An 18469-nucleotide genomic window follows, 5' to 3' on the forward strand; every position below is an offset into this window, starting at 1 on the left:
CTGGTCCGATGCACGGACCCGGGCCACCGGTCTACCGTCAAGATGTGCCTGCGACCGAGATCCGCCCGCCGCTGCTCAGCCGGGTGCCCTGCCGGGCCTGGGTGCTGCTCGACGGCCTGTGGGCGGTGGGGGTGGGGCTTTCCTACGTGGCGTTGGTGACGTACCACGGCACGGGATGGGTGGGGGTCGTCTCGGCGCTGGCCACGACGTTGCCGCTGGCCGTACGGAGAATCTGGCCGCGCAGCGTGTTCTGCCTGGTCGCCGCTTGTGCACTATGGATGCAAGCACTGATTCCAACCGGAGCGGAGCTCCTGGCTCAGCCCATGGCCCTCTACATGGTCGGGCGGTTGGTCGGCGGCCGGTGGGCGGGCGGCGCGCTGGCGATGGCGCTTGCGGTGGCGGGGATCGCGCTGCTCCAGCCTCCGATCGACCGCACGATGGTCATGCAAGCCTTGCTGGCGGGCGGGGTGCTGGTGGCGTTCTGGGCAGCTGGGCTGATGATGCGCGAGCGCGGACTCTACATCGAGCGGCTGGCCGCGCACGCCGAAGAGCGTGTCAGGACGGGGGCGGCCGAGGAACGTCTGCGCATTGCCAGGGAACTACACGACATCGTGGGGCACAGCCTCAGCACGATCGCCGTGCAGGCGGGGGTCGCCGAACACGTGGGCAGGCCGGAGGTGATGTCCCGGGCGCTGTACTCCATCGGCGAGATGACCAGGTCGGCGCTGCAGGAAACCCGGCGTGTACTGGGCGTCCTGCGCGAGGACGGCGAGGCCTCGCTCGCGCCCGCCCCCACCCTGTCCGACCTCCCCGAGCTGGTCGAGCGGACGCGGGCGGCGGGGATCCACGTGAGCCTGTCCTTCACCGGTGACGTACCACATGAGCTGGGATTGACCGTGTACCGAATCGTCCAGGAAGCACTGACCAACGTGATCAAGCATGCCGGGGCCGGTCACTCCCGCGTGACAGTGGCGCAGGAGGTGGATGGCACACGGGTGGAGGTGGTCGACGATGGGCGGGGAGGTGGGCCGGGGGCGTCTGGCCACGGGCTGGCCGGGTTGCGGGAGCGGGTACGCATGTTCGGCGGCGCCTTCGAGGCGGGGCCCCGGCCGCTCCACGGCTTCCGCGTGTACGCCTTGCTTCCACCACAGGACGCGACTGAGCGTCCGAACCGGACGCAGAGCCAGGTGACGCCGGGACGCACGGCGTCGGCGGAGGAGCAATGACCACGCGGGTGGTGGTAGCCGACGACGAGGCGCTGGTCCGAGGGGGCTTCCGGCTGCTCGTCGACAGCGCGCCAGGTCTGTCCGCGGTCGGGGAAGCGGCCACCGGCAAGGAGGCGGTGGAGATCACCCGCCGCGAGCGGCCCGACGTGGTGCTCATGGACGTGCGCATGCCTGTCATGGACGGTATCGAGGCGACCCGCCAGATCTGCTCTGCGCAGCCGGAGGTTCGGGTTCTCATCGTGACCACATTCGACCTGGACGAGTACGTCTACGGCGCGCTGCGCTCCGGCGCCGCGGGCTTTCTGCTCAAAGACACCCTGCCGCCTGACCTGCTCCAGGCCATCCACGTGATCGCCGGAGGCGAGTCGCTGCTCGCGCCCACCGTCACCCGGCGGCTCATCGAACGCTACGTGGCCCACGTGCCCCCACCCCGGCATCTACAGATCACCGACCGCGAGCGAGAGGTGCTCGTCCTGATCGCCAAAGGCCTGTCCAACCAGGAGATCGGCGCCGAGCTCTACCTCAGCCACGGTACGGTGAAAACACACGTCGGCCACCTGCTGGCCAAGCTCGGCGCGCGCAGCCGGGTGCACCTGGTGATCGCCGCCTACGAAGCGGGATTGGTGCCCTGACCCTGCCCCAGGTGTTCTGTCTCGGGAGGTTGTGGACGGGTACAGGGCTCGACCCAGGGATCCTGCGGCGCGGTGTTTCGGCGGGTCTTTCGCTCCGGTCACATCGGCGGCCGCCTGTCGGACCAGGGGATCGCCGACATCGTCTGCGGCGTGGCAGGGCGGGCCGGGCTGGGTGAGGCCGGCGGTGAGCCTTGTTTCATGAGTCGTCACCCATGAAACAAGCCGACCCCCGCGTGTGGACACCACACGCCACCCCTCCGCCGGTCGGTCAGATGTGTCGTCACTCATGGCCAACCCGTAAACGATCTCAGGCCCCGACATTGGTCCTGCATCACCGCAGGTCAAGGGCATATCCGACGAAAGTTTCGTCAGGATTACTGGGACCCCTGGTGCGCGCGGCGGCTGCCGTCGCCGAGTCGCGGGGCATGGGGGCGGCCGTCGAGGCGCCGCGGGGAGGGCGAGCTGTCGCAGGGGCGGTGACGCGGGGGCGCGCAACCGCCCGGCGAGCCGGTCCGGCCCAACACGACAGGCCGATGCCCGCACCGCCGGTTCGTCTACATGTCTCCGACAAACGCGGCACTGGACCTCAAGTTCACGCCGGGGGTTTCCCCACTCACCAGGTCAGCCGTGGTTGACCCGCCAGAAGTCGGAGACCGTCTGGCGATTCTGCATGTCCCCGAGGAGTCCCTTGGGGTCGGTGTGGAAGAGCTGCGCCTTCCAGTCGGGCAGCCCGGGTGGGGTGACCAGCGGCTTGACCGTGTCGTTGCCGGAGATGCCGCCCTCGCCGATCTCGTGCTTGACGCCCTCCTCGGTCATGATGAAGTGGACGTACAGCTTGGCCGCGTTGGGGTGCTTGCTCTTGGCGGCGATCGCGACGTACTTGGGGTAGCTGAAGCCGACGAACGGTGCCATCCCCTCGCACGTCGCCTGGGTGTACCCCTTGTCCTCGTTGTTGCGGAACTTCGAGATCGACATGAACCCGATCTTCTTGTCGGTGGCGCTCGGCGCGCCCACCGCGCCGGAGATGTCCTCGTCGGAGCCGGTCAGCACCGGCTTGTTGCCCGCCATCCGCTTGATCCACTCATAGGCGGCGCTCTTCTCCCCGGTCTGCAGAGCCTTGCCGTACTTGGTCTGGTACGCCTGCTCCAGCGCCTGGTTGCCGTGCGCGTCCAACTGGGTGAAGAAGGACAGCACGGTCGGCTTGCCCAGTGGGTCCTGCATCACCAGCTTGCCGGCCCACTCCGGCTCGGTCAGGTCCCACACGTTCTTCACCGGGCACCCTTCCGGCGACAGCTTGGTGTTGTAGGCGAAGACCGTGGCCTTCGACAGCGCGAGCAGCGGGTTCTGGTTCTCGGCCGGGATCTGGCCCGTGAGGTCGGCGGGCACCCACGTCTGCGCCACGCCCTGCGGGATCAGCTGGCCCACCAGCACCCCGCCGTCCTCGTACATCGCCGCGTCGATCGTGACGTTGTCGGCGGCGTGCTCCCTGATCATCTTCTCGGCGGTCTGCGGGGTGTCCGATTTCACCCCTTCCATCGTGATGCCGTACTTCTTGGTGAACGCCTTGGCCACCTCCTCGATGTCGCCGCTGGAGTCGTAGACCAGCACGCTGCCCTCCTTCTTGGCGGCGGTGACCAGCGCGTCCAGGTCGAGGTTCGCGTCGAGCGAGGGGCCGGGCAGCGGCTTGGCGGTCGTCACCGGCGCCCCGTCGCCGGTGGCCGTGGAAGGCGCGCAGGCCGCGGCGGCAAGCGCCAGCAGCGCCATAGAGATGATCTTCCTGGTACGCCTCACGGTAGCGTCACTCCTCTTGCCCATCGGGGTCGTAGGCGCCGCCCAGAGCCCCGACTCGGCGCCGCGATGGGCTCAACAATGAACATCACGTGAATAGCTTGTCAAGACATTCTTACCTTGATGGAATGTCCGACACATTCTCGTTACCGGACGGGCGGCCCGGCGAGCCGGCCTGAGCCGACCATTGGTCAGGACATTCTGACGTCAGATACCATTTGACCGTGACTGCGACGAGATTGGACATCGACCTCGACCGGTCGAGCCCTGTCCCCCTGTACTTCCAGGTGGCCGAGCGGATCGCGGAGGCGATCCAGACAGGCGAACTGCTACCGGGATCCCGGCTCGACAATGAGATTCAGCTCGCCGACCAGCTGGGGCTTTCGCGCCCGACCATCCGCCAGGCCATCCAGTACCTCGTCGACAAGGGGCTGCTGGTCCGCAAGCGCGGCGTCGGCACCCAGGTCGTACACGGCCAGGTCAAGCGGGCGGTCGAGCTCACCAGTCTCTACGACGACCTGCGCAGGGCAGGGCAGAAGCCGATGACCCGGGTGCTGTCCATCGACACGGTCGCCGCCGAGGAGAGCGTTGCCGACGCCCTCGGGGTCGCGCCGGGCGCCGCGGTGCTCCGGCTGGAGCGGCTCAGATACGCATCCGGGGAGCCCCTCGCCCTGCTGCACAACTGGCTGCCGCTGGGATTGACGCCCCTGTCGGCCGAGGCGCTCGAGGAGCGCGGACTTTATGAGCTGCTGCGCTCGGCCGGCGTCCGGATGCGGGTCGCGAACCAGCGGATCAGCGCCCGTGCCGCCACCCCGGCCGAGGCGCGGCTGCTGAACGAGCGTCGCGCCTGCCCGCTGCTCACCATGGTCCGCACGACCTACGACGACCAGGGCAGGGCCGTGGAGCACGGCTCACACGTCTACCGCGCCTCCCACTACTCCCTCGAGGTCACCCTTGTGGAGCGCTGAGCGCGTCACCCCTTCCGGCTACTCATGGTGATGATGATAGATAGTCAGAATGTCAGGACAAACCATTGACGGTTTACCTGTCGTTCATCTAGAACTGGAGGCCCCTGGACAAGGAGCCACCATGCGTGTGGGTTTGTTAGGTCTTGGCCGTATAGGCGTGTTCCATGCCGCCACCCTCTCGACTCTCGTCGACGACCTTGTCGTCTCCGACATGGATCACGCCAGAGCCGAGGAGGTGGCGGGACGCCTCAAGGCCCGGGTCGGAGATCCCTTCGATGCGGACGCGGTGGTGATCGCGACCCCGACCTCCACCCATGCGGAGGCGCTGCTGCGGGCATGTGATCTTGAGGTTCCGGCGTTTTGCGAGAAACCCGCGGCCCCGAGCGTGGCGGAGACCCTGCGGGTCGCCGAAGCGGTCGAGCGTAGCGGCACCGCCGTGCACATTGGCTTCCAGCGGCGCTTCGACGCCGGTTACACCGCCGCACGCGATGCGCTGCGCGGCGACGAGCTCGGCGAACTGCACCGGGTTCACCTGCTGACCGCCGATCCGAAGCCTCCGGCCGCCGAGTACGTCGCGCTGTCCGGCGGCATCTTCCGGGACTGTCACATCCACGACTTCGACGTCCTGCGCTGGGTCACCGGCCGCGAGGTGGACACCGTCTACGCGACCGGCTCCAACCGGGGCGAGACGTTCTTCACCGAGGCCGGGGACGTCGACACCAGTGCCGCCCTGATGACCATGGACGACGGCACGCTGGTCACCCTGCAGGGCTCCCGCTACAACGGCGCCGGGTACGACGTGCGGATGGAGCTGGCCGGAACCCGGGCCACCTGGGCGGTGGGACTCGGTGACCGGACCCCGCTGCGTTCGGCCGAGGGCTTCGATCCGAGCGGGCAACCGTGGCCGGACTTCCAGGCCAGGTTTGACACCGCGTACGTCGCGGAGATGCACGCGTTCCTGGCGATGGCGCGAGGCGAGCGCGAGAGCCCCTGCACGGTCCAGGACGCCCTGGCGGCGCTCTACCTCGCCGAGGCGGCCGATCTGTCACTTCGCGAGGGACGGCCGATCCACCTCCTGGAGGTGGTGAAGTGAGGATCGCCGCCGCACCGATCTCCTGGGGGGTCTGCGAGGTACCCGGCTGGGGACACCAGCTGTCCGCCGAGCGGGTGCTGGCCGAGATGGCCGAGCTGAGCCTGACGGCCACCGAACTGGGCCCCGACGGCTTCCTGCCCACCGACCCCGGGCGCCGCGCCCACCTCCTCGACCGCTACGGCCTGCGCGCCGTGGGCGGCTTCGCTCCCGTGGTCCTGCACGACCCCGCCCACGACCCGCTGCCGGGCCTGCGGGCCACGCTGGCCTCCTTCGAGGACGAGACGGTAGCCGTCCTGGCCGCCGCCACCGGCGTGGACGGCTACGACACGCGCCCCACGCTGGACGCCGGGGGCTGGCGCACGCTCCTTACCAACCTGGAGCGGATCCGCCGCGAGACGGCCCGCCCGGTCACCCTGCACCCGCACGTCGGAACCATGATCGAGACCAGGGAGGAGGTGGACCGGATCCTCGACGGCTGCGGCGTCGCGCTCTGCCTGGACACCGGTCACCTGCTCATCGGCGGCACCGACCCACTGGACGTCGTCCGCAGGGCTCCCGGACGGATCGCCCACGTCCACCTCAAGGACGTCGAGGCGGCCCTCGCCGAGCGGGTCCGGGCGGGCGCTCTCACCTACACCCAGGCCGTGAAGGCGGGGATCTACCGTCCGCTCGGCCAAGGTGACGTGGACGTCGCGGGCATCGTCGCCGGTCTGACGGTGGCCGGGTACCCCGGCTGGTACGTGCTGGAGCAGGACGTCATCCTCGGCTCCGAGGACGCGAACCCGATGGAGAACGTCCGCGCGAGCCTGGCCTGTCTCGGAGGCCTCACGTGAGCGTGTCCACCGAGGTGCTGACGATGGGTCGGGTCGGGGTGGACGTCTACCCGCTGCAGGTCGGGGTGTCGCTGCGGGAGGTGGAGACCTTCGGCAAGTACCTGGGCGGCAGCCCGACCAACGTGGCCGTGGCCGCCGCCCGGCTGGGCCGCTCCAGCGCGGTGATCACCCGGACGGGCGCGGACCCGTTCGGCGCGTTCGTCCATGACGCGCTGCGCGGATACGGCGTCGACGACCGTCACGTCACCGCGGTGCCCGGCCTGCCGACCCCGGTGACGTTCTGCGAGATCCGGCCCCCGGACGATTTCCCGCTGTATTTCTACCGCTACCCCAAGGCCCCCGACCTGGAGATCCTCCCCGAGGAGCTGGACCTGGCGGCGATCGCCTCAGCGGGGGTGTTCTGGACGACCGTGACCGGGCTGTCGGCGGAGCCGTCCTGCGGCGCGCACCTGGCCGCCTGGCGGGCCCGGGGACGGGCGCCGTACACGGTGCTGGACCTGGACTACCGGCCGATGTTCTGGCCGGATGCGCAGACGGCCCGCGACCGGGTGCGCGCGGCGCTCGGACAGGTCACCGTCGCGGTCGGCAACCTGGAGGAGGCCGAGGTGGCCACCGGCACGCGCAAGCCGCATGAGGCGGGCCGGGCGCTGCTGGAGGCCGGGGTCGAGCTGGCAATCATCAAGCAGGGCCCAGACGGGGTGCTCGGCATGACCTCCACAGAGACAGTGGAGGTGCCGCCGGTGAAGGTCGAGGTGGTCAACGGGCTCGGCGCGGGCGACGCCTTCGGCGGGGCGCTCTGCCACGGCCTGCTGGAGGGCTGGCCGCTGGAACGGGTACTGAGGTTCGCCAACGTGGCCGGGGCGATCGTGGCCGGCCGACTGGCCTGCGCCCCCGCCATGCCCACCGTGGACGAGATCGAGAACGTCCTGTCAGGTGGATTTCCGAAGGGGGACGTCGCGCATGCGTGAAGAGGACTACCGGCGGTTGCTCGACGACCGGGCCTGGCACCCGGAGCGGGTGACCGAGGCGGCCACCAAGCGCAGGCGCAGGCCGTTGCCGGCCGGTCGCGACCAGTTGCTGATCATCGCGGCCGATCACCCGGCGCGGGGCGCACTCGGCGTCGCCGGCCGGCCGATGGCCATGGAGAGCCGCGCCGGTCTGCTGGATCGGCTCATGACCGCCCTGGCCAGGCCAGGCGTGGACGGGCTGCTGGCCACGCCCGACATCGTCGAGGACCTGTTGCTGCTCGGCGCGCTCGACGACAAGATCGTGATCGGTTCGATGAACCGGGGCGGCGTGCAGGGCTCGGTGTTCGAGTTCGACGACCGCTTCACCGCCTACGACGCCGAGTCGATCGCGGCGATGGGTTTCGACGGCGGCAAGATGCTGTGCAGAATCGCGCTGGAGGACGCTGCGACCGCCGCCACACTGGCGAGCTGCGGGCACGCCGTCACCCGGCTGGCCAGGCACGGGCTGATGGCGATGATCGAGCCGTTCTGGTCCAGGCGGATCGACGGCGTGGTGAGGCACGACCTGTCACCGGAGGCGATGATCCATGCCATCAGCGTCAGCCAGGGGCTCGGCGCGACCTCCGCCCGTACCTGGCTGAAGGTCCCGGTGATCGAAGGGATGGAGCGGGTCATGGAGGCCACGACGCTGCCGACCCTGCTCCTCGGAGGTGATCCCGACAAGGCGCCCGACCAGGTCTTCAACTCCTGGAGCAAGGCGCTGCGGCTGCCCGGCGTGCGTGGCCTGGTCGTCGGCCGGGCACTGCTCTACCCGCCCGGCGACGACGTGGTGGCGGCCGTGGACACCGCGGCGAGACTGCTGGAGTCGTCATGACGCACATTCCCTACGGCACCGCCGCCTCGCCCCCGTGGGCGGTGGAGATCACTCCCGAGTCGGCAGGCTGGACGTATGCCGGCCTGCGGATCGTGGATCTACCGGACCACCCGGTGTCCTTCTCCACAGGTCAGGAGGAGATGCTGGTCCTGCCGTTGTCGGGCTCATGCGAGGTCGCCGCGGACGGTCTGCGGCTGTCGCTGTCCGGGCGCACCTCGGTCTTCGCCGCGGTCACCGACTTCGCCTACCTGCCGATCAAGACGTCCGCGGTGATCACTGGCCACGGCCGCATCGCGCTCCCCGCAGCCCGGGCGACCCGCCGGTTTCCCGTCCGCTACGGCCCGGCGGACCGAGTCCCGGTGGAGGCGCGCGGCGCCGGGCAGGCCAGCCGCCAGGTCAACAACTTCTGCGCCCCCGACGCCTTCGACTGCGACAAGCTCGTCGCGGTCGAGGTGCTCACCCCCGGCGGGAACTGGTCGTCCTACCCGCCGCACAAGCACGACACGGCCTCCGCGCACGAGGCCGTACTGGAGGAGATCTACTACTTCGAGGGCGGCCCCGGCTACCAGCGGGTATACGGCACGCACGACACACTGGCCGAGGTGAGCGGCGGCGACGTGGTGCTCGTCCCGCACGGTTACCACGGCCCCTCGATGGCCGCCCCCGGCTACGACCTGTACTACCTGAACGTGCTGGCCGGACCCGCCGAGCAGCGGTCCATGGCCTTCTGCGACGACCCCCGGCACGCGTGGATCCGCTCCTCCTGGGCGGACCAGCCGGTCGACCCCCGCGTGTCGTGTCGCGTCGCGGACGCCGGGAGCGGATTACCTGGAGGTACTTCATGAGGCTCACGGTGGCTCAGGCACTGGTGCGGTTCCTGGCGAACCAGTGGGCGGAGCGTGACGGCGTCGAGCAGCGGCTGATCGCGGGCGTCTTCGGCATCTTCGGCCACGGTAACGTGGCGGGCGTCGGCCAGGCCCTGGCCGAGCAGGGCGCGGGCACCGGCGACGCGCTGCCGTACTACCTGGCCCGCAACGAGCAGGCCATGGTGCACACCGCCGTCGGTTACGCCCGCACGCGCGACCGGTTGTCCACCTTCGCCTGCACCACCTCCGTCGGCCCCGGCGCCACCAACCTGGTCACCGGCGCGGCGCTGGCCACGATCAACCGCCTCCCGGTGCTGCTGTTGCCCGGTGACGTCTTCGCCACCCGGGTCGCCAACCCGGTACTGCAGGAGCTGGAGGACCCGCGCTCCTACGACGTGACGGTCAACGACGCGTTGCGTCCGGTCTGCCGCTTCTTCGATCGGATCAACCGGCCCGAGCAGCTGCCGTCCGCCCTCCTGGCCGCGATGCGGGTATTGACCGACCCGGCCGAGACCGGCGCGGTCACCCTGGCACTCCCCCAGGACGTGCAGGCCGAGGCCTGCGACTGGCCCGAGGAGCTGTTCGCCCGGCGGGTCTGGCACGTGGCCCGGCCGGTGCCTGAGCCCGCCGCGCTGGCCAGGGCGCTCGAACTGATCCGCAGCTCGCGCAGACCGCTGATCGTCGCCGGAGGCGGGGTCGTCTACAGCCGGGCCTGCACGGAACTGGCTCGCTTCGCCGAGAACCACGGCGTGCCGGTGGCCGAGACCCAGGCGGGTAAGGGCGCACTGCCGTACGACCACCCGTGCGCGGTCGGCGCGGTCGGCCACACCGGCACCGCCGCCGCCAACGCCCTGGCCAGGGAGGCGGACCTGGTCATCGGCGTCGGGACCCGCTACAGCGACTTCACCACCGCCTCCCGGACCCTCTTCGGCCGGGCCCGGTTCCTCAACGTCAACGTCACCGCCTTCGACGCGGCCAAGAACTCCGGCGCGATGCTCGTCGCCGATGCCCGCGAGGCCCTGAGCGCCCTTGACCAGGCGGACTGGCGGGCCGACCCCGAGTGGACCCGTCAGGCGGCCGCCCTGGCCGTCGGCTGGCAGGCCGAGATCAGCCAGACCTACGCCGGGACGGAGCTGACCCAGCCGGTCGTGCTCGGCATTCTCAACGAGATCGCCGAGGACGGCGTGGTCGTCAACGCGGCCGGGTCCATGCCGGGCGACCTGCACCGGCTGTGGCGGGCCCGCGACCCCAAGGGCTACCACGTGGAGTACGGCTACTCCTGCATGGGTTATGAGATCGCCGGAGGGCTCGGGGTGAAGCTCGCGGCCCCGGAGCGCGAGGTGTTCGTGCTGGTCGGCGACGGCTCCTACCTGATGATGGCCCAGGAGATCACCACCGCCGTGCAGGAGGGCGTCAAGCTCGTGATCGTCCTGGTGGACAACCACGGCTTCGCCTCGATCGGCGACCTCAGCGAGTCGGTGGGGGCCCTTCGCCTGGGCACCGCCTACCGGATGCGCGGCTCGGGAGGGAGGCTGGACGGCGACCGGCTCCCTGTGGACCTGGCGGCCAACGCGGCCAGCCTCGGCGCCGACGTGCTGCGCGCCGGTGATCCGGAGGCGCTGCGGGCCGCGCTGGTCAAGGCGGTGGCGTCCGCGCACACCACGGTCGTCTACGTCGAGACCGCCCCCGGCGGCGGACCCGGCGCCCAGGCCTGGTGGGACGTCCCGATCGCCGAGGTGTCGGAACTGGCCCAGACCCAGGCCGCGCGTGAACACTACGACGAGGCCAAACGCGATCAGCGGCCCTACCTGTGATGGGGTGGACGCTGGCATTCGCCGTGGTGGCGATCCTCTTTGTGCTGATCAGCGGAGCCAACGACGGATCCACCCTGATCGGGCTGGGGCTCAGATTCCCCCGCTCGCCGGGATGGGCGATCGCCGCGCTTCTCATGGTGGCGCTCTTCGCCGGGCCGTACGTGCTGGGGGTCTCGGTCGCGCGGACCTTCACCGAGGGGCTGGCGGGGCTCGGCACGAGCGGCGGAGCGACGGCGTTCCTGGCGGGGGTGGTGACCGCGGTGATCGTGGTCGCGGTGCTGACCGGCAAGGGACTGCCGACCAGCCTGACTCTCGCGGTGATCGGCGGCATCGCCGGTGCGGGGCTCGGTACGGGGCTGCCGGTGTCGTGGCAGGGCCTGGGCGCGGTCCTGGCCGTCGGGGCCGGCGCCCCCCTGGTCGGCCTGATCCTGGGCCACCTGCTGGGAACCCTGTCACACCGGGTGCCGTCCTACCGCCGGATGCCCCGCCTCGTGCTCACCGCCCATCTGCTGGCCTACGCGGCCCAGTGCGTGGCCTATGCGGTGAACGACGGCCAGAAGATGATCGCGGTGGTCAGCGTCGCGGTGGACGTGGGCCGCGACGGGCTGGGCGGGGTCGGCCCCGTCGAGGTCCCGCCGGTGTGGATGGCCGTCCTGGTGGCGCTGTTCCTCGCCGGATCCCTGACCAGTCTCACCCGCGTGGGAGAGCGGCTGGGGCGCGGCCTGGTCATCACCCGGCCGTTGTACATCGTCTCGGCCGAGACGGCGGCCACCGGGGCCGTCCTGGGCAGCTCGATCCTGGGAAGCCCGGTGAGCATGACCCAGTCGATCACGGCCGGGGTCGTCGGCGTGGCGGCGAGCGAAGGAGCCAGGAGGGTGCGATGGCAGAGCGTCGTGAACATGGGTACAGCGTGGCTGGTCACGCTGCCGTCCTCGATGGCCCTGGGCTGCCTGGCCGGACTCGCGCTGAGGCTGCTGTGAGCGGCATGGGCGGTCGCGCCCGGCGGTTCGCGCGGGCCTGGGACGACCTTCGCGGCCGGTCCGGACGGCGGGTCGTCGACCTGGTCCGCGGCCAGGTCGCCGTCGCCCGTGCGGGAGCCGTACTGGCCCGCTCGACCGCCTCCGGCACGATCGAGCGATCGGCCGCGCGCACCCAGATGGCCCAGGTGGAACACGAGGGCGACGCGGCACGGGCCGAACTCGTGCGGGTTCTACGGCGGATGCTCGCGACTCCCATCGACCGGGAGGACCTGTTCCGGCTCTCCCGCTCGGTCGACGACGTGCTGGACCATCTGCGTGACTACGTGCGCGAGGCCGACCTGTTCGGACCGGAGGACCTGGTGTTCGCGGTCGAGCCACTGCAGGCGGTGATCGATGGTCTCGACGAGCTGGAGGACGCCGTGCTGAAGATGATCGACGACCCGGGCTCGGTCACCGTGGCCGTGCTGGCCACGCGCAAGGCCTGCAGCCGGGTCCGCCAGCTCTACCAGACCCGGCTCACCGAGCTGTTCGCCGGGCCGCTGGAGATGGACACCCTGCGCGGACGCGAGCTGCTGTCGCGCCTGGACGCTGTGGGTCGGCGGCTGGGCGAGGCCGCCGACGCCCTCGCCGACGCGATGCTCAAGCGAAGCCACTGAGGAAGCTGACGGACCACGCACCGCGCCGGTCCTTGTGAACCCCCCTGAAGGAAGTACCCATGGCTCTTCTCACCAAGGCGGAAACGCCGCCACCTCCCCCGAGGCGGCGCAGGCTGGTGTACCGGCTCCGCGTGCTGCGCCACGATCCGACCGCCGCGCTCGGGCTGATCCTCGTCATCCTGCTCGCCTACCTCGTCGTGGCGCCGCTGATCGCGGTGCTGTCGGACGCCTTCCGCCTGCAGTACGGCGACGACGTGCACGCCGGGCAGCAGCCGGGCGAATGGACCGGCTACTACCTGTGGCGGGTGTTCCGCTCCCAGATCAGCGGCCTGCTGTTCTGGGAGCCGCTGCTCAACACGCTGGTGATCGCGGTGGGCACCACGCTGTTCGCGCTGGTCCTCGGGGGCGGCATGGCGTGGTTGGTGACCAGGACCAACGTGCCGGGGCGCAGGTGGCTCGCCGGCGCCCTGGTGGTCCCCTACATGCTGCCGTCGTGGACCTTCTCCCTGGCCTGGCTGTCGCTGTTCAAGAACGAGCGCGCCGCCGGGCAGGTCGGGTTCCTGCAGGCCCAGGGCATCCGGACACCCGACTGGCTCGCCTACGGCGCGGTACCGATCATCATCACTCTGGGGCTGCACTACTACCCGTTCGTGCTGCTCCTGGTCGGGAACGCGCTGCGCCGCATCGACGCGCAGCTGGAGGACTCCGCGCGGATCCTCGGCGCCCCGCAGCGGACCGTCATCCGGCGGATCGTGGTGCCGCTGATGCTCCCGGCGCTGTCCTCGGCCGTGCTGCTGGTGGTCGGCCGGGTGCTCGGCACGTTCGGCACGCCCTACGTGCTCGGCCTGCCGGCCGACTACCGGGTGCTGTCCACCGGGCTGTTCCAGTCGATCCGCGACCGCAGCACCGGCGTGGCCTCCGTACTCGCCACCGTCATCGTGATCATCGGGGTGCTGATCGTTCTCGTCGACACCCGGATGATGCGCGAGCACCGCCGGTTCGTCACCGTGGGCGGCAAGGGGGCGATGGACCGGCTGGGCGATCTGCGCCGCTGGCGCTGGCCCGCCTTCGCGCTCGGCTTGGTGGTCTTCGCGGTGAGCGTTCTCGTCCCGGTCCTGACGCTTCTGGTCTCCACGGTCACCCGGACGCCCCTGGACCTGTCGACCTTCACCCTTGACTACTGGTTCGCCGAACGGCTGCCCGGAGCGGTCGGCTTCCCACACGGCGTCTTCCGCGGTTCCGAGCTGTGGGAGGCGGCGTGGAACTCGCTGCGCATCGTCGGCCTGGCCTCGCTGATCTGCGCGGTCGCCGGCCTGCTGATCGGGTACGTGGTGGTGCGCGGGACGGCTCCACGCGTCGCCGCGTTCCTCCGCCAGGTCTCCTTCCTGCCCTACCTCATCCCCGGCATCGCGTTCGCGGCCGCCTCGCTGTCGCTGTTCGCCGTCGCCAGGGGGCCGATTCCCGCGCTGTACGGGACGACGTTCCTGCTGATCCTGGTGATGGCCGTGACGCACCTGCCGTACAGCTCACGCTCGGGCATCGCGGCGATGATGCAACTCGGCCGCGAACCGGAGGAGGCCGCGCAGATCGCCGGCGCCTCCTGGTGGCAGCGGATGCGGCGGATCATCTTCCCGATCCAGAAGGGCGCCCTCGTCACCGGAATCGTGCTGCCGTTCATCTCCGGGCTCAAGGAGCTGAGCATCGTCATCATGCTGACCACCACCGGGACGCAGCTCCTCACGACCCTGTCGATCGGCCTCGTGGACTACGGATACACCCAGCTCGCCAACGCGGTCGTGCTCGTGATCGCCTTGGTCTCCTTCACCATGACCTACCTGACCCAGCGCCTGACCAAGAGCAGCCTGGCGTCCGGCCTAGGAGGATAGATGCCGAACATCACCCTGAGCGGAATCGCCAAGAGCTACGGCGGTGGCGACTACGCCGTGAAGAACCTCGACCTGACCGTCCCCGATGGCGCGTTCATGTGCCTGCTGGGCCCCTCCGGCTGCGGCAAGACGACCACGCTGCGGATGATCGCCGGACTTGAGCAGCCGAGCGCGGGCACCATCGCCGTCGGTGACAGGGTCCTCGACTCCGTCGAGCAGGGACTCTACGTCCCGCCGGAGAAGCGCGGCATGGGGCTGGTCTTCCAGAACTACGCGCTCTGGCCCCATCTGTCGGTGCGCGAGAACGTCGAGTTCGGCCTGCGCATGCGGAAGGTGCCCGGTCCCGAGCGGCGGGCAAAGGCGGAGGCGGCGCTGAAGATGGTCCACGTCGACGCCGCCATGGACCGCTACCCCTCCCAGCTGTCCGGCGGCCAGCAGCAGCGCGTCGCGCTGGCCAGGATGCTGGCGATCAACCCCACGGTGTTGCTGCTCGACGAGCCGCTGTCCAACCTCGACGCCCGGCTCCGCCTGGAGATGCGCGCCGAGCTCAAACGCATCCACGAGGAGTCCGGCGCGACGATCGTCTTCGTCACCCACGACCAGCTGGAGGCACTCACGATGGCCACCGACGTCGCGGTCATGAACGACGGCGAGCTGCAGCAGCTGGCCGCCCCGATGGAGATGTACGCCAGGCCCGCCAACCGGTTCGTCGCCGAGTTCGTCGGCAGCCCGCCGATGGCGATCGTCGAGGTCGGCCCCTCTCCCACCGGCCTGGCCGGATCGCTGACGCGCTTCGTCGAGTCCCGCGCCGGGCAGGGCACCGCCCCCGCCGCCGTCGGCATCCGCCCCGAGGCACTGCGCCTCGGCTCGCCACCCGACTCCGCCTGGTGCGAGGAGGCCACGGTCGAAGCCGTGCTGCCGGCCGGTTCCTCCTGGACCGTACGGCTGCGCGTCCTGGACACCGAGCTGTACGCGCTCTCCTACACGCCGGTCGAGGCCGCCGCCGGCGAGGTGCTGACCTGCTGGACCGACCAGATGCACCTGTTCGGTGCGGACGGTGTCCGGATCTCCTCCTGGGACAGGGTGGAGGTCGGCGCGTGATCCGGCCCAAGGCGTTGCTGCTGGACTTCGGCGGGGTGATCGTGGAGACCTCCCGGCGCCCGTCATGGGCGGCCGAACTCGCCGCGGAGGTGCACGGCCTCCTCACCAGGGCGGGCTTCGACAGTCTCAGCCTCGACGATGTGGAGAGCGACATCCGGGCCGGCGCGCGCGCCGACAAGTACTGGAAGGACTCCACCTCCCGTCAGTTCGCCCCGGCGGAGATGACGCACCGCGGGTTCTGGGCCGACTTCGTCGCGGGCGACTGGCCGGAGCAGGCCCGCTCGCTGGTGATCGCCGAGGCGACACCGCTCTGCAGGCGGATGGGCGAGCTGCGCAGCGACCGCAAGACCCGGCCCGCGCTGCGGGAGCTCCTGGCCGCCTGCTGGGCGCACGGTGTCACGCCCGCGGTCGTCAGCAACGCGCTGTGCGGAGCCGTCCATCGCGACTACATGGCCCTCAGCGGCCTCGACCGCCAGGTGGCGGTGCAGGTCTACAGCGACGAGGTCGGCGTCCGCAAACCCAATCCGGAGATGATCTGGATCGCCTGCCGGGCACTGGGCGTTGACCCCGCGGAGGCCTGGTACGTCGGCGACAACTACGACCGCGACGTGGTCTGCGGGGCCCGCGCCGGGGTGGGGGCCACCGTCCTGATGGTCTCCCGGAGCACCGACGAGATCCCCTACAAGGTGCGCCAGAGCCCTCAGGCGACTGTCGAGGACCCGAACGGCCTTCTGAACCTCCTGGAGGAGACATGGACCTGAACACCTCGCGTGATTTGGCCGCCATCGCGGTCGAGGCGGCCAGAGCGGTCGGCGACCGGCTCAGGGAGGCATTCCGCTCCCGGCCCGAGGTGAAGACCAAGCGCGACTTCCACGACCCGGTGACCGAGCACGACAAGGCGGCCGAGGAGCGTATCCGCGAGGTCCTGGACCGGCTGTGCCCGGGCAGCGTCGTGGTGGGAGAGGAGGACGGCGTCCGAGGTGAAGGCGACATCAGCTGGTACGTCGACCCCATCGACGGCACCGCGAACTTCGCCGCCGGCCTGCCGTTCTTCTGCACCTCCATCGGGGCGGTCGTGGACGGCGAGGTGGTGGCGGGCGTCATCTACGACCCCGTCCGCGACGACGAGTTCACCGCCTCACTCGGCGGGGCCTTCTACAACGGCGCGCCGATCCGCAGCGCCGGAGCCGGTACGGACCGGGAGGCGGTGCTGCTGTCGAGCTACCCCTCCCCACGCGACCTGGCCGCGGAGGGAGAGGTGGCGCTGCACCGCTTCGCCCGGATGGTCAACGCCTTCGCCACCACGCGCCGCCCGGGAAGCGCGGCGCTGAAGCTGGCGCACATCGCCGCCGGGTGGTCCGACGTCGCGTACGGCACGTACGTCAACGCCTGGGACGTGGCGGCCGGCTCGCTCCTGGTGGAGCAGGCCGGGGGCGTCTACATCCCGCTGTCCGGCAGTATCTTCACACCTGGCGGCTACCTCGCCTGCGTGGGCGGCTTCGACCTCGCGGGCTCGGTCATGGCCGAGGTCTCCACGGTGAGGGAGGCCCTGTGATCCGCTGGATCGTCACCGATCTGGACGGGACCCTCGTCGGACGGGACCTGGCCATGGTGCCCGCCGGCCGGGACGCGCTGCGCCGTTTCCTCGCCGCAGGCGGAGAGGTGGTCATCGCGACCGGGCGGATGGAACAGTCGGCCCTCCGCTACTACGAGGAACTGGGCCTCACCGGGGCGGCGATCCTCTACAACGGCGCCCGGACCGTGGACCTCGGCACGGGAACCGTGCTGCGCTCCCGCCACCTGCCGCCGGACGCGTGGAAGGCGCTGCTCGACCTGTTCGGCAGGCTGCCGGAGGGCGTCTATCCGGTGGCGTTCTCCGGCGGCGAGGCGCTGGCGGTCCACGACGTGCCCGAACTGCGGGACTACGCCCGCCGGGACGGGATCACGCTGCGCGACCCGGGTGACTGGTCCGCGCTGCCCCCCGGCGAGGTCATCAAGTGCATGCTGATCGGTGACCCGCTGCCTGATCTGGACATCCCGGGGACGATCACCGTCCGCTCCGAGGCCACCTATCTGGAAGTGCTGCCCGAGGGCGCCACCAAGGGCGCCGCGCTCCGCGAGCTGGCCGCCTCCCGGGGCGTACCGCTGGAGCAGATCGCGGCCGTCGGCGACAACCCCAACGACATCGACATGATCACGACAGCCGGACTCGGGGCCGCGGTCGGCGACGGCCACCCGCAGGTCCGGGCGGTGGCTGACATCGTGGTCGGAGCCTGCGCGGACGGAGCCGTCGCCGACGTGGTGAAACTGGCCCTCAGCTCTTATGCGTAGGTTGTGAAATCGAGTCTCGAACCGCGGGTGCCGATTGGTCACCCGTCCTGGCCGAGCCCCATGCCGATCCCCCTCCAGGATGCCGCCCAGCCGATCATGCCGTCGATGCCGAGCCAGGTGACCCGGGCCTGCTCGGTGCTCGGCGCCGGTGGTGGATCGAGCGGGGCGACCTGCCGAAGACCCGATATGGCCGGTGTTCGCCGTAGAAGGTGTCGAACCCGTGCGGAGCATGCGAGAGGTGACGTCGGTTCCAGATCAAGGCGCGGCCCGGCAACTCACCCCGGCAGGTCTGGAACCAGCGCCCGAAGCGTCAATGCCGAAGTCGTCGCGCCGTGGGCGCGGAAGGAGCACCAGAACATGAAGAACGTCACTCACTGGATCAACGGAGCCCTCGTCGAGGGCTCCGGCCGTACCTCCGAGATCTTCAACCCGGCGACCGGAGAGGTCACCGGG

17 protein-coding genes are annotated in these 18469 nt (G+C 70.4%); 16 read left to right on the plus strand and 1 reads right to left on the minus strand.

Annotated features, from left to right (window positions below):
• Positions 1 to 44 precede the first annotated feature (44 nt).
• Together ABZU75_RS25235 and ABZU75_RS25240 are read left to right on the plus strand one after the other, a co-directional pair.
• Entirely contained in the window at positions 45 to 1226 is a 1182-nt protein-coding gene (locus ABZU75_RS25235; RefSeq protein WP_355558810.1) for a histidine kinase, read from the plus strand.
• Positions 1223 to 1858: a response regulator transcription factor gene (locus ABZU75_RS25240; RefSeq protein WP_355558813.1), complete on the plus strand. Its 636-nt coding sequence runs from the start codon at positions 1223 to 1225 to the stop codon at positions 1856 to 1858. The genes ABZU75_RS25235 and ABZU75_RS25240 overlap by 4 nt, the downstream gene beginning before the upstream one ends.
• A 621-nt stretch (positions 1859 to 2479) precedes the next feature.
• Here ABZU75_RS25240 and ABZU75_RS25245 read toward each other — a convergent pair.
• Positions 2480 to 3649: an ABC transporter substrate-binding protein gene (locus tag ABZU75_RS25245; protein ID WP_355558816.1), complete on the minus strand. Its 1170-nt coding sequence runs from the start codon at positions 3647 to 3649 to the stop codon at positions 2480 to 2482.
• Positions 3650 to 3870: 221 nt separating this feature from the next.
• Between ABZU75_RS25245 and ABZU75_RS25250 the strand changes: the two genes are divergently transcribed.
• From ABZU75_RS25250 to ABZU75_RS25315, 14 genes are all read left to right on the plus strand, one after another.
• The gene (locus ABZU75_RS25250; protein WP_355558819.1) at positions 3871 to 4614 is read left to right on the plus strand and encodes a GntR family transcriptional regulator; all 744 of its coding nucleotides are present in this window, start codon (positions 3871 to 3873) and stop codon (positions 4612 to 4614) included.
• A gap of 121 nt (positions 4615 to 4735) precedes the next feature.
• A complete protein-coding gene (locus ABZU75_RS25255; RefSeq protein WP_355558822.1) occupies positions 4736 to 5707 on the plus strand; it encodes a Gfo/Idh/MocA family oxidoreductase in 972 nt (323 codons plus the stop codon).
• A complete protein-coding gene (locus ABZU75_RS25260; RefSeq protein ID WP_355558824.1) occupies positions 5704 to 6540 on the plus strand; it encodes a TIM barrel protein in 837 nt (278 codons plus the stop codon). Before ABZU75_RS25255 ends, ABZU75_RS25260 begins: the two co-directional genes overlap by 4 nt.
• The gene (gene iolC, locus ABZU75_RS25265) at positions 6537 to 7508 is read left to right on the plus strand and encodes a 5-dehydro-2-deoxygluconokinase (protein WP_355558827.1); all 972 of its coding nucleotides are present in this window, start codon (positions 6537 to 6539) and stop codon (positions 7506 to 7508) included. Before ABZU75_RS25260 ends, iolC begins: the two co-directional genes overlap by 4 nt.
• Positions 7501 to 8382 (plus strand): deoxyribose-phosphate aldolase, encoded by an 882-nt coding sequence (locus ABZU75_RS25270; RefSeq protein ID WP_355558830.1) that lies wholly within the window; start codon positions 7501 to 7503, stop codon positions 8380 to 8382. The genes iolC and ABZU75_RS25270 overlap by 8 nt, the downstream gene beginning before the upstream one ends.
• Positions 8379 to 9227, plus strand: coding sequence for a 5-deoxy-glucuronate isomerase (gene iolB, locus ABZU75_RS25275; RefSeq protein WP_355558833.1), 849 nt, complete (start codon positions 8379 to 8381; stop codon positions 9225 to 9227). The genes ABZU75_RS25270 and iolB overlap by 4 nt, the downstream gene beginning before the upstream one ends.
• Entirely contained in the window at positions 9224 to 11062 is a 1839-nt protein-coding gene (gene iolD / locus ABZU75_RS25280) for a 3D-(3,5/4)-trihydroxycyclohexane-1,2-dione acylhydrolase (decyclizing) (RefSeq protein WP_355558835.1), read from the plus strand. Before iolB ends, iolD begins: the two co-directional genes overlap by 4 nt.
• Entirely contained in the window at positions 11062 to 12042 is a 981-nt protein-coding gene (locus ABZU75_RS25285; protein WP_355558838.1) for an inorganic phosphate transporter, read from the plus strand. Before iolD ends, ABZU75_RS25285 begins: the two co-directional genes overlap by 1 nt.
• 5 nt (positions 12043 to 12047) lie before the next feature.
• On the plus strand, positions 12048 to 12698 hold the full coding sequence (locus tag ABZU75_RS25290; protein WP_355558841.1) for a DUF47 family protein: 651 nt from the start codon (positions 12048 to 12050) through the stop codon (positions 12696 to 12698).
• Between the two features lie 59 nt (positions 12699 to 12757).
• Positions 12758 to 14584 (plus strand): iron ABC transporter permease, encoded by a 1827-nt coding sequence (locus ABZU75_RS25295; protein ID WP_355558844.1) that lies wholly within the window; start codon positions 12758 to 12760, stop codon positions 14582 to 14584.
• The gene (locus ABZU75_RS25300) at positions 14585 to 15685 is read left to right on the plus strand and encodes an ABC transporter ATP-binding protein (protein WP_355558847.1); all 1101 of its coding nucleotides are present in this window, start codon (positions 14585 to 14587) and stop codon (positions 15683 to 15685) included. It begins immediately after the preceding gene.
• The gene (locus tag ABZU75_RS25305; protein ID WP_355558850.1) at positions 15682 to 16446 is read left to right on the plus strand and encodes an HAD family hydrolase; all 765 of its coding nucleotides are present in this window, start codon (positions 15682 to 15684) and stop codon (positions 16444 to 16446) included. The genes ABZU75_RS25300 and ABZU75_RS25305 overlap by 4 nt, the downstream gene beginning before the upstream one ends.
• Positions 16437 to 17240 carry an inositol monophosphatase gene (locus ABZU75_RS25310; protein WP_355558853.1) on the plus strand — a complete coding sequence of 268 codons (804 nt, stop codon included), beginning with the start codon at positions 16437 to 16439 and terminating at the stop codon, positions 17238 to 17240. The genes ABZU75_RS25305 and ABZU75_RS25310 overlap by 10 nt, the downstream gene beginning before the upstream one ends.
• Positions 17237 to 18016 (plus strand): Cof-type HAD-IIB family hydrolase, encoded by a 780-nt coding sequence (locus ABZU75_RS25315; RefSeq protein ID WP_355558856.1) that lies wholly within the window; start codon positions 17237 to 17239, stop codon positions 18014 to 18016. Before ABZU75_RS25310 ends, ABZU75_RS25315 begins: the two co-directional genes overlap by 4 nt.
• Positions 18017 to 18469: the final 453 nt, after the last annotated feature.

This window comes from Streptosporangium sp. NPDC005286 (assembly GCF_040607515.1).
Lineage (GTDB): Bacteria > Actinomycetota > Actinomycetes > Streptosporangiales > Streptosporangiaceae > Streptosporangium.

What these genes read in the sequence shown, in the direction of transcription:
- iolD (WP_355558835.1), top strand. Translation starts at nt 9,224, where the DNA reads ATGAGGCTCACGGTGGCTCAGGCACTGGTGCGGTTCCTGGCGAACCAG.
- ABZU75_RS25285 (WP_355558838.1), top strand. Translation starts at nt 11,062, where the DNA reads ATGGGGTGGACGCTGGCATTCGCCGTGGTGGCGATCCTCTTTGTGCTG.
- ABZU75_RS25310 (WP_355558853.1), top strand. Translation starts at nt 16,437, where the DNA reads ATGGACCTGAACACCTCGCGTGATTTGGCCGCCATCGCGGTCGAGGCG.
- ABZU75_RS25300 (WP_355558847.1), top strand. Translation starts at nt 14,585, where the DNA reads ATGCCGAACATCACCCTGAGCGGAATCGCCAAGAGCTACGGCGGTGGC.
- iolB (WP_355558833.1), top strand. Translation starts at nt 8,379, where the DNA reads ATGACGCACATTCCCTACGGCACCGCCGCCTCGCCCCCGTGGGCGGTG.
- ABZU75_RS25295 (WP_355558844.1), top strand. Translation starts at nt 12,758, where the DNA reads ATGGCTCTTCTCACCAAGGCGGAAACGCCGCCACCTCCCCCGAGGCGG.
- ABZU75_RS25290 (WP_355558841.1), top strand. Translation starts at nt 12,048, where the DNA reads ATGGGCGGTCGCGCCCGGCGGTTCGCGCGGGCCTGGGACGACCTTCGC.
- ABZU75_RS25255 (WP_355558822.1), top strand. Translation starts at nt 4,736, where the DNA reads ATGCGTGTGGGTTTGTTAGGTCTTGGCCGTATAGGCGTGTTCCATGCC.
- ABZU75_RS25240 (WP_355558813.1), top strand. Translation starts at nt 1,223, where the DNA reads ATGACCACGCGGGTGGTGGTAGCCGACGACGAGGCGCTGGTCCGAGGG.
- ABZU75_RS25270 (WP_355558830.1), top strand. Translation starts at nt 7,501, where the DNA reads ATGCGTGAAGAGGACTACCGGCGGTTGCTCGACGACCGGGCCTGGCAC.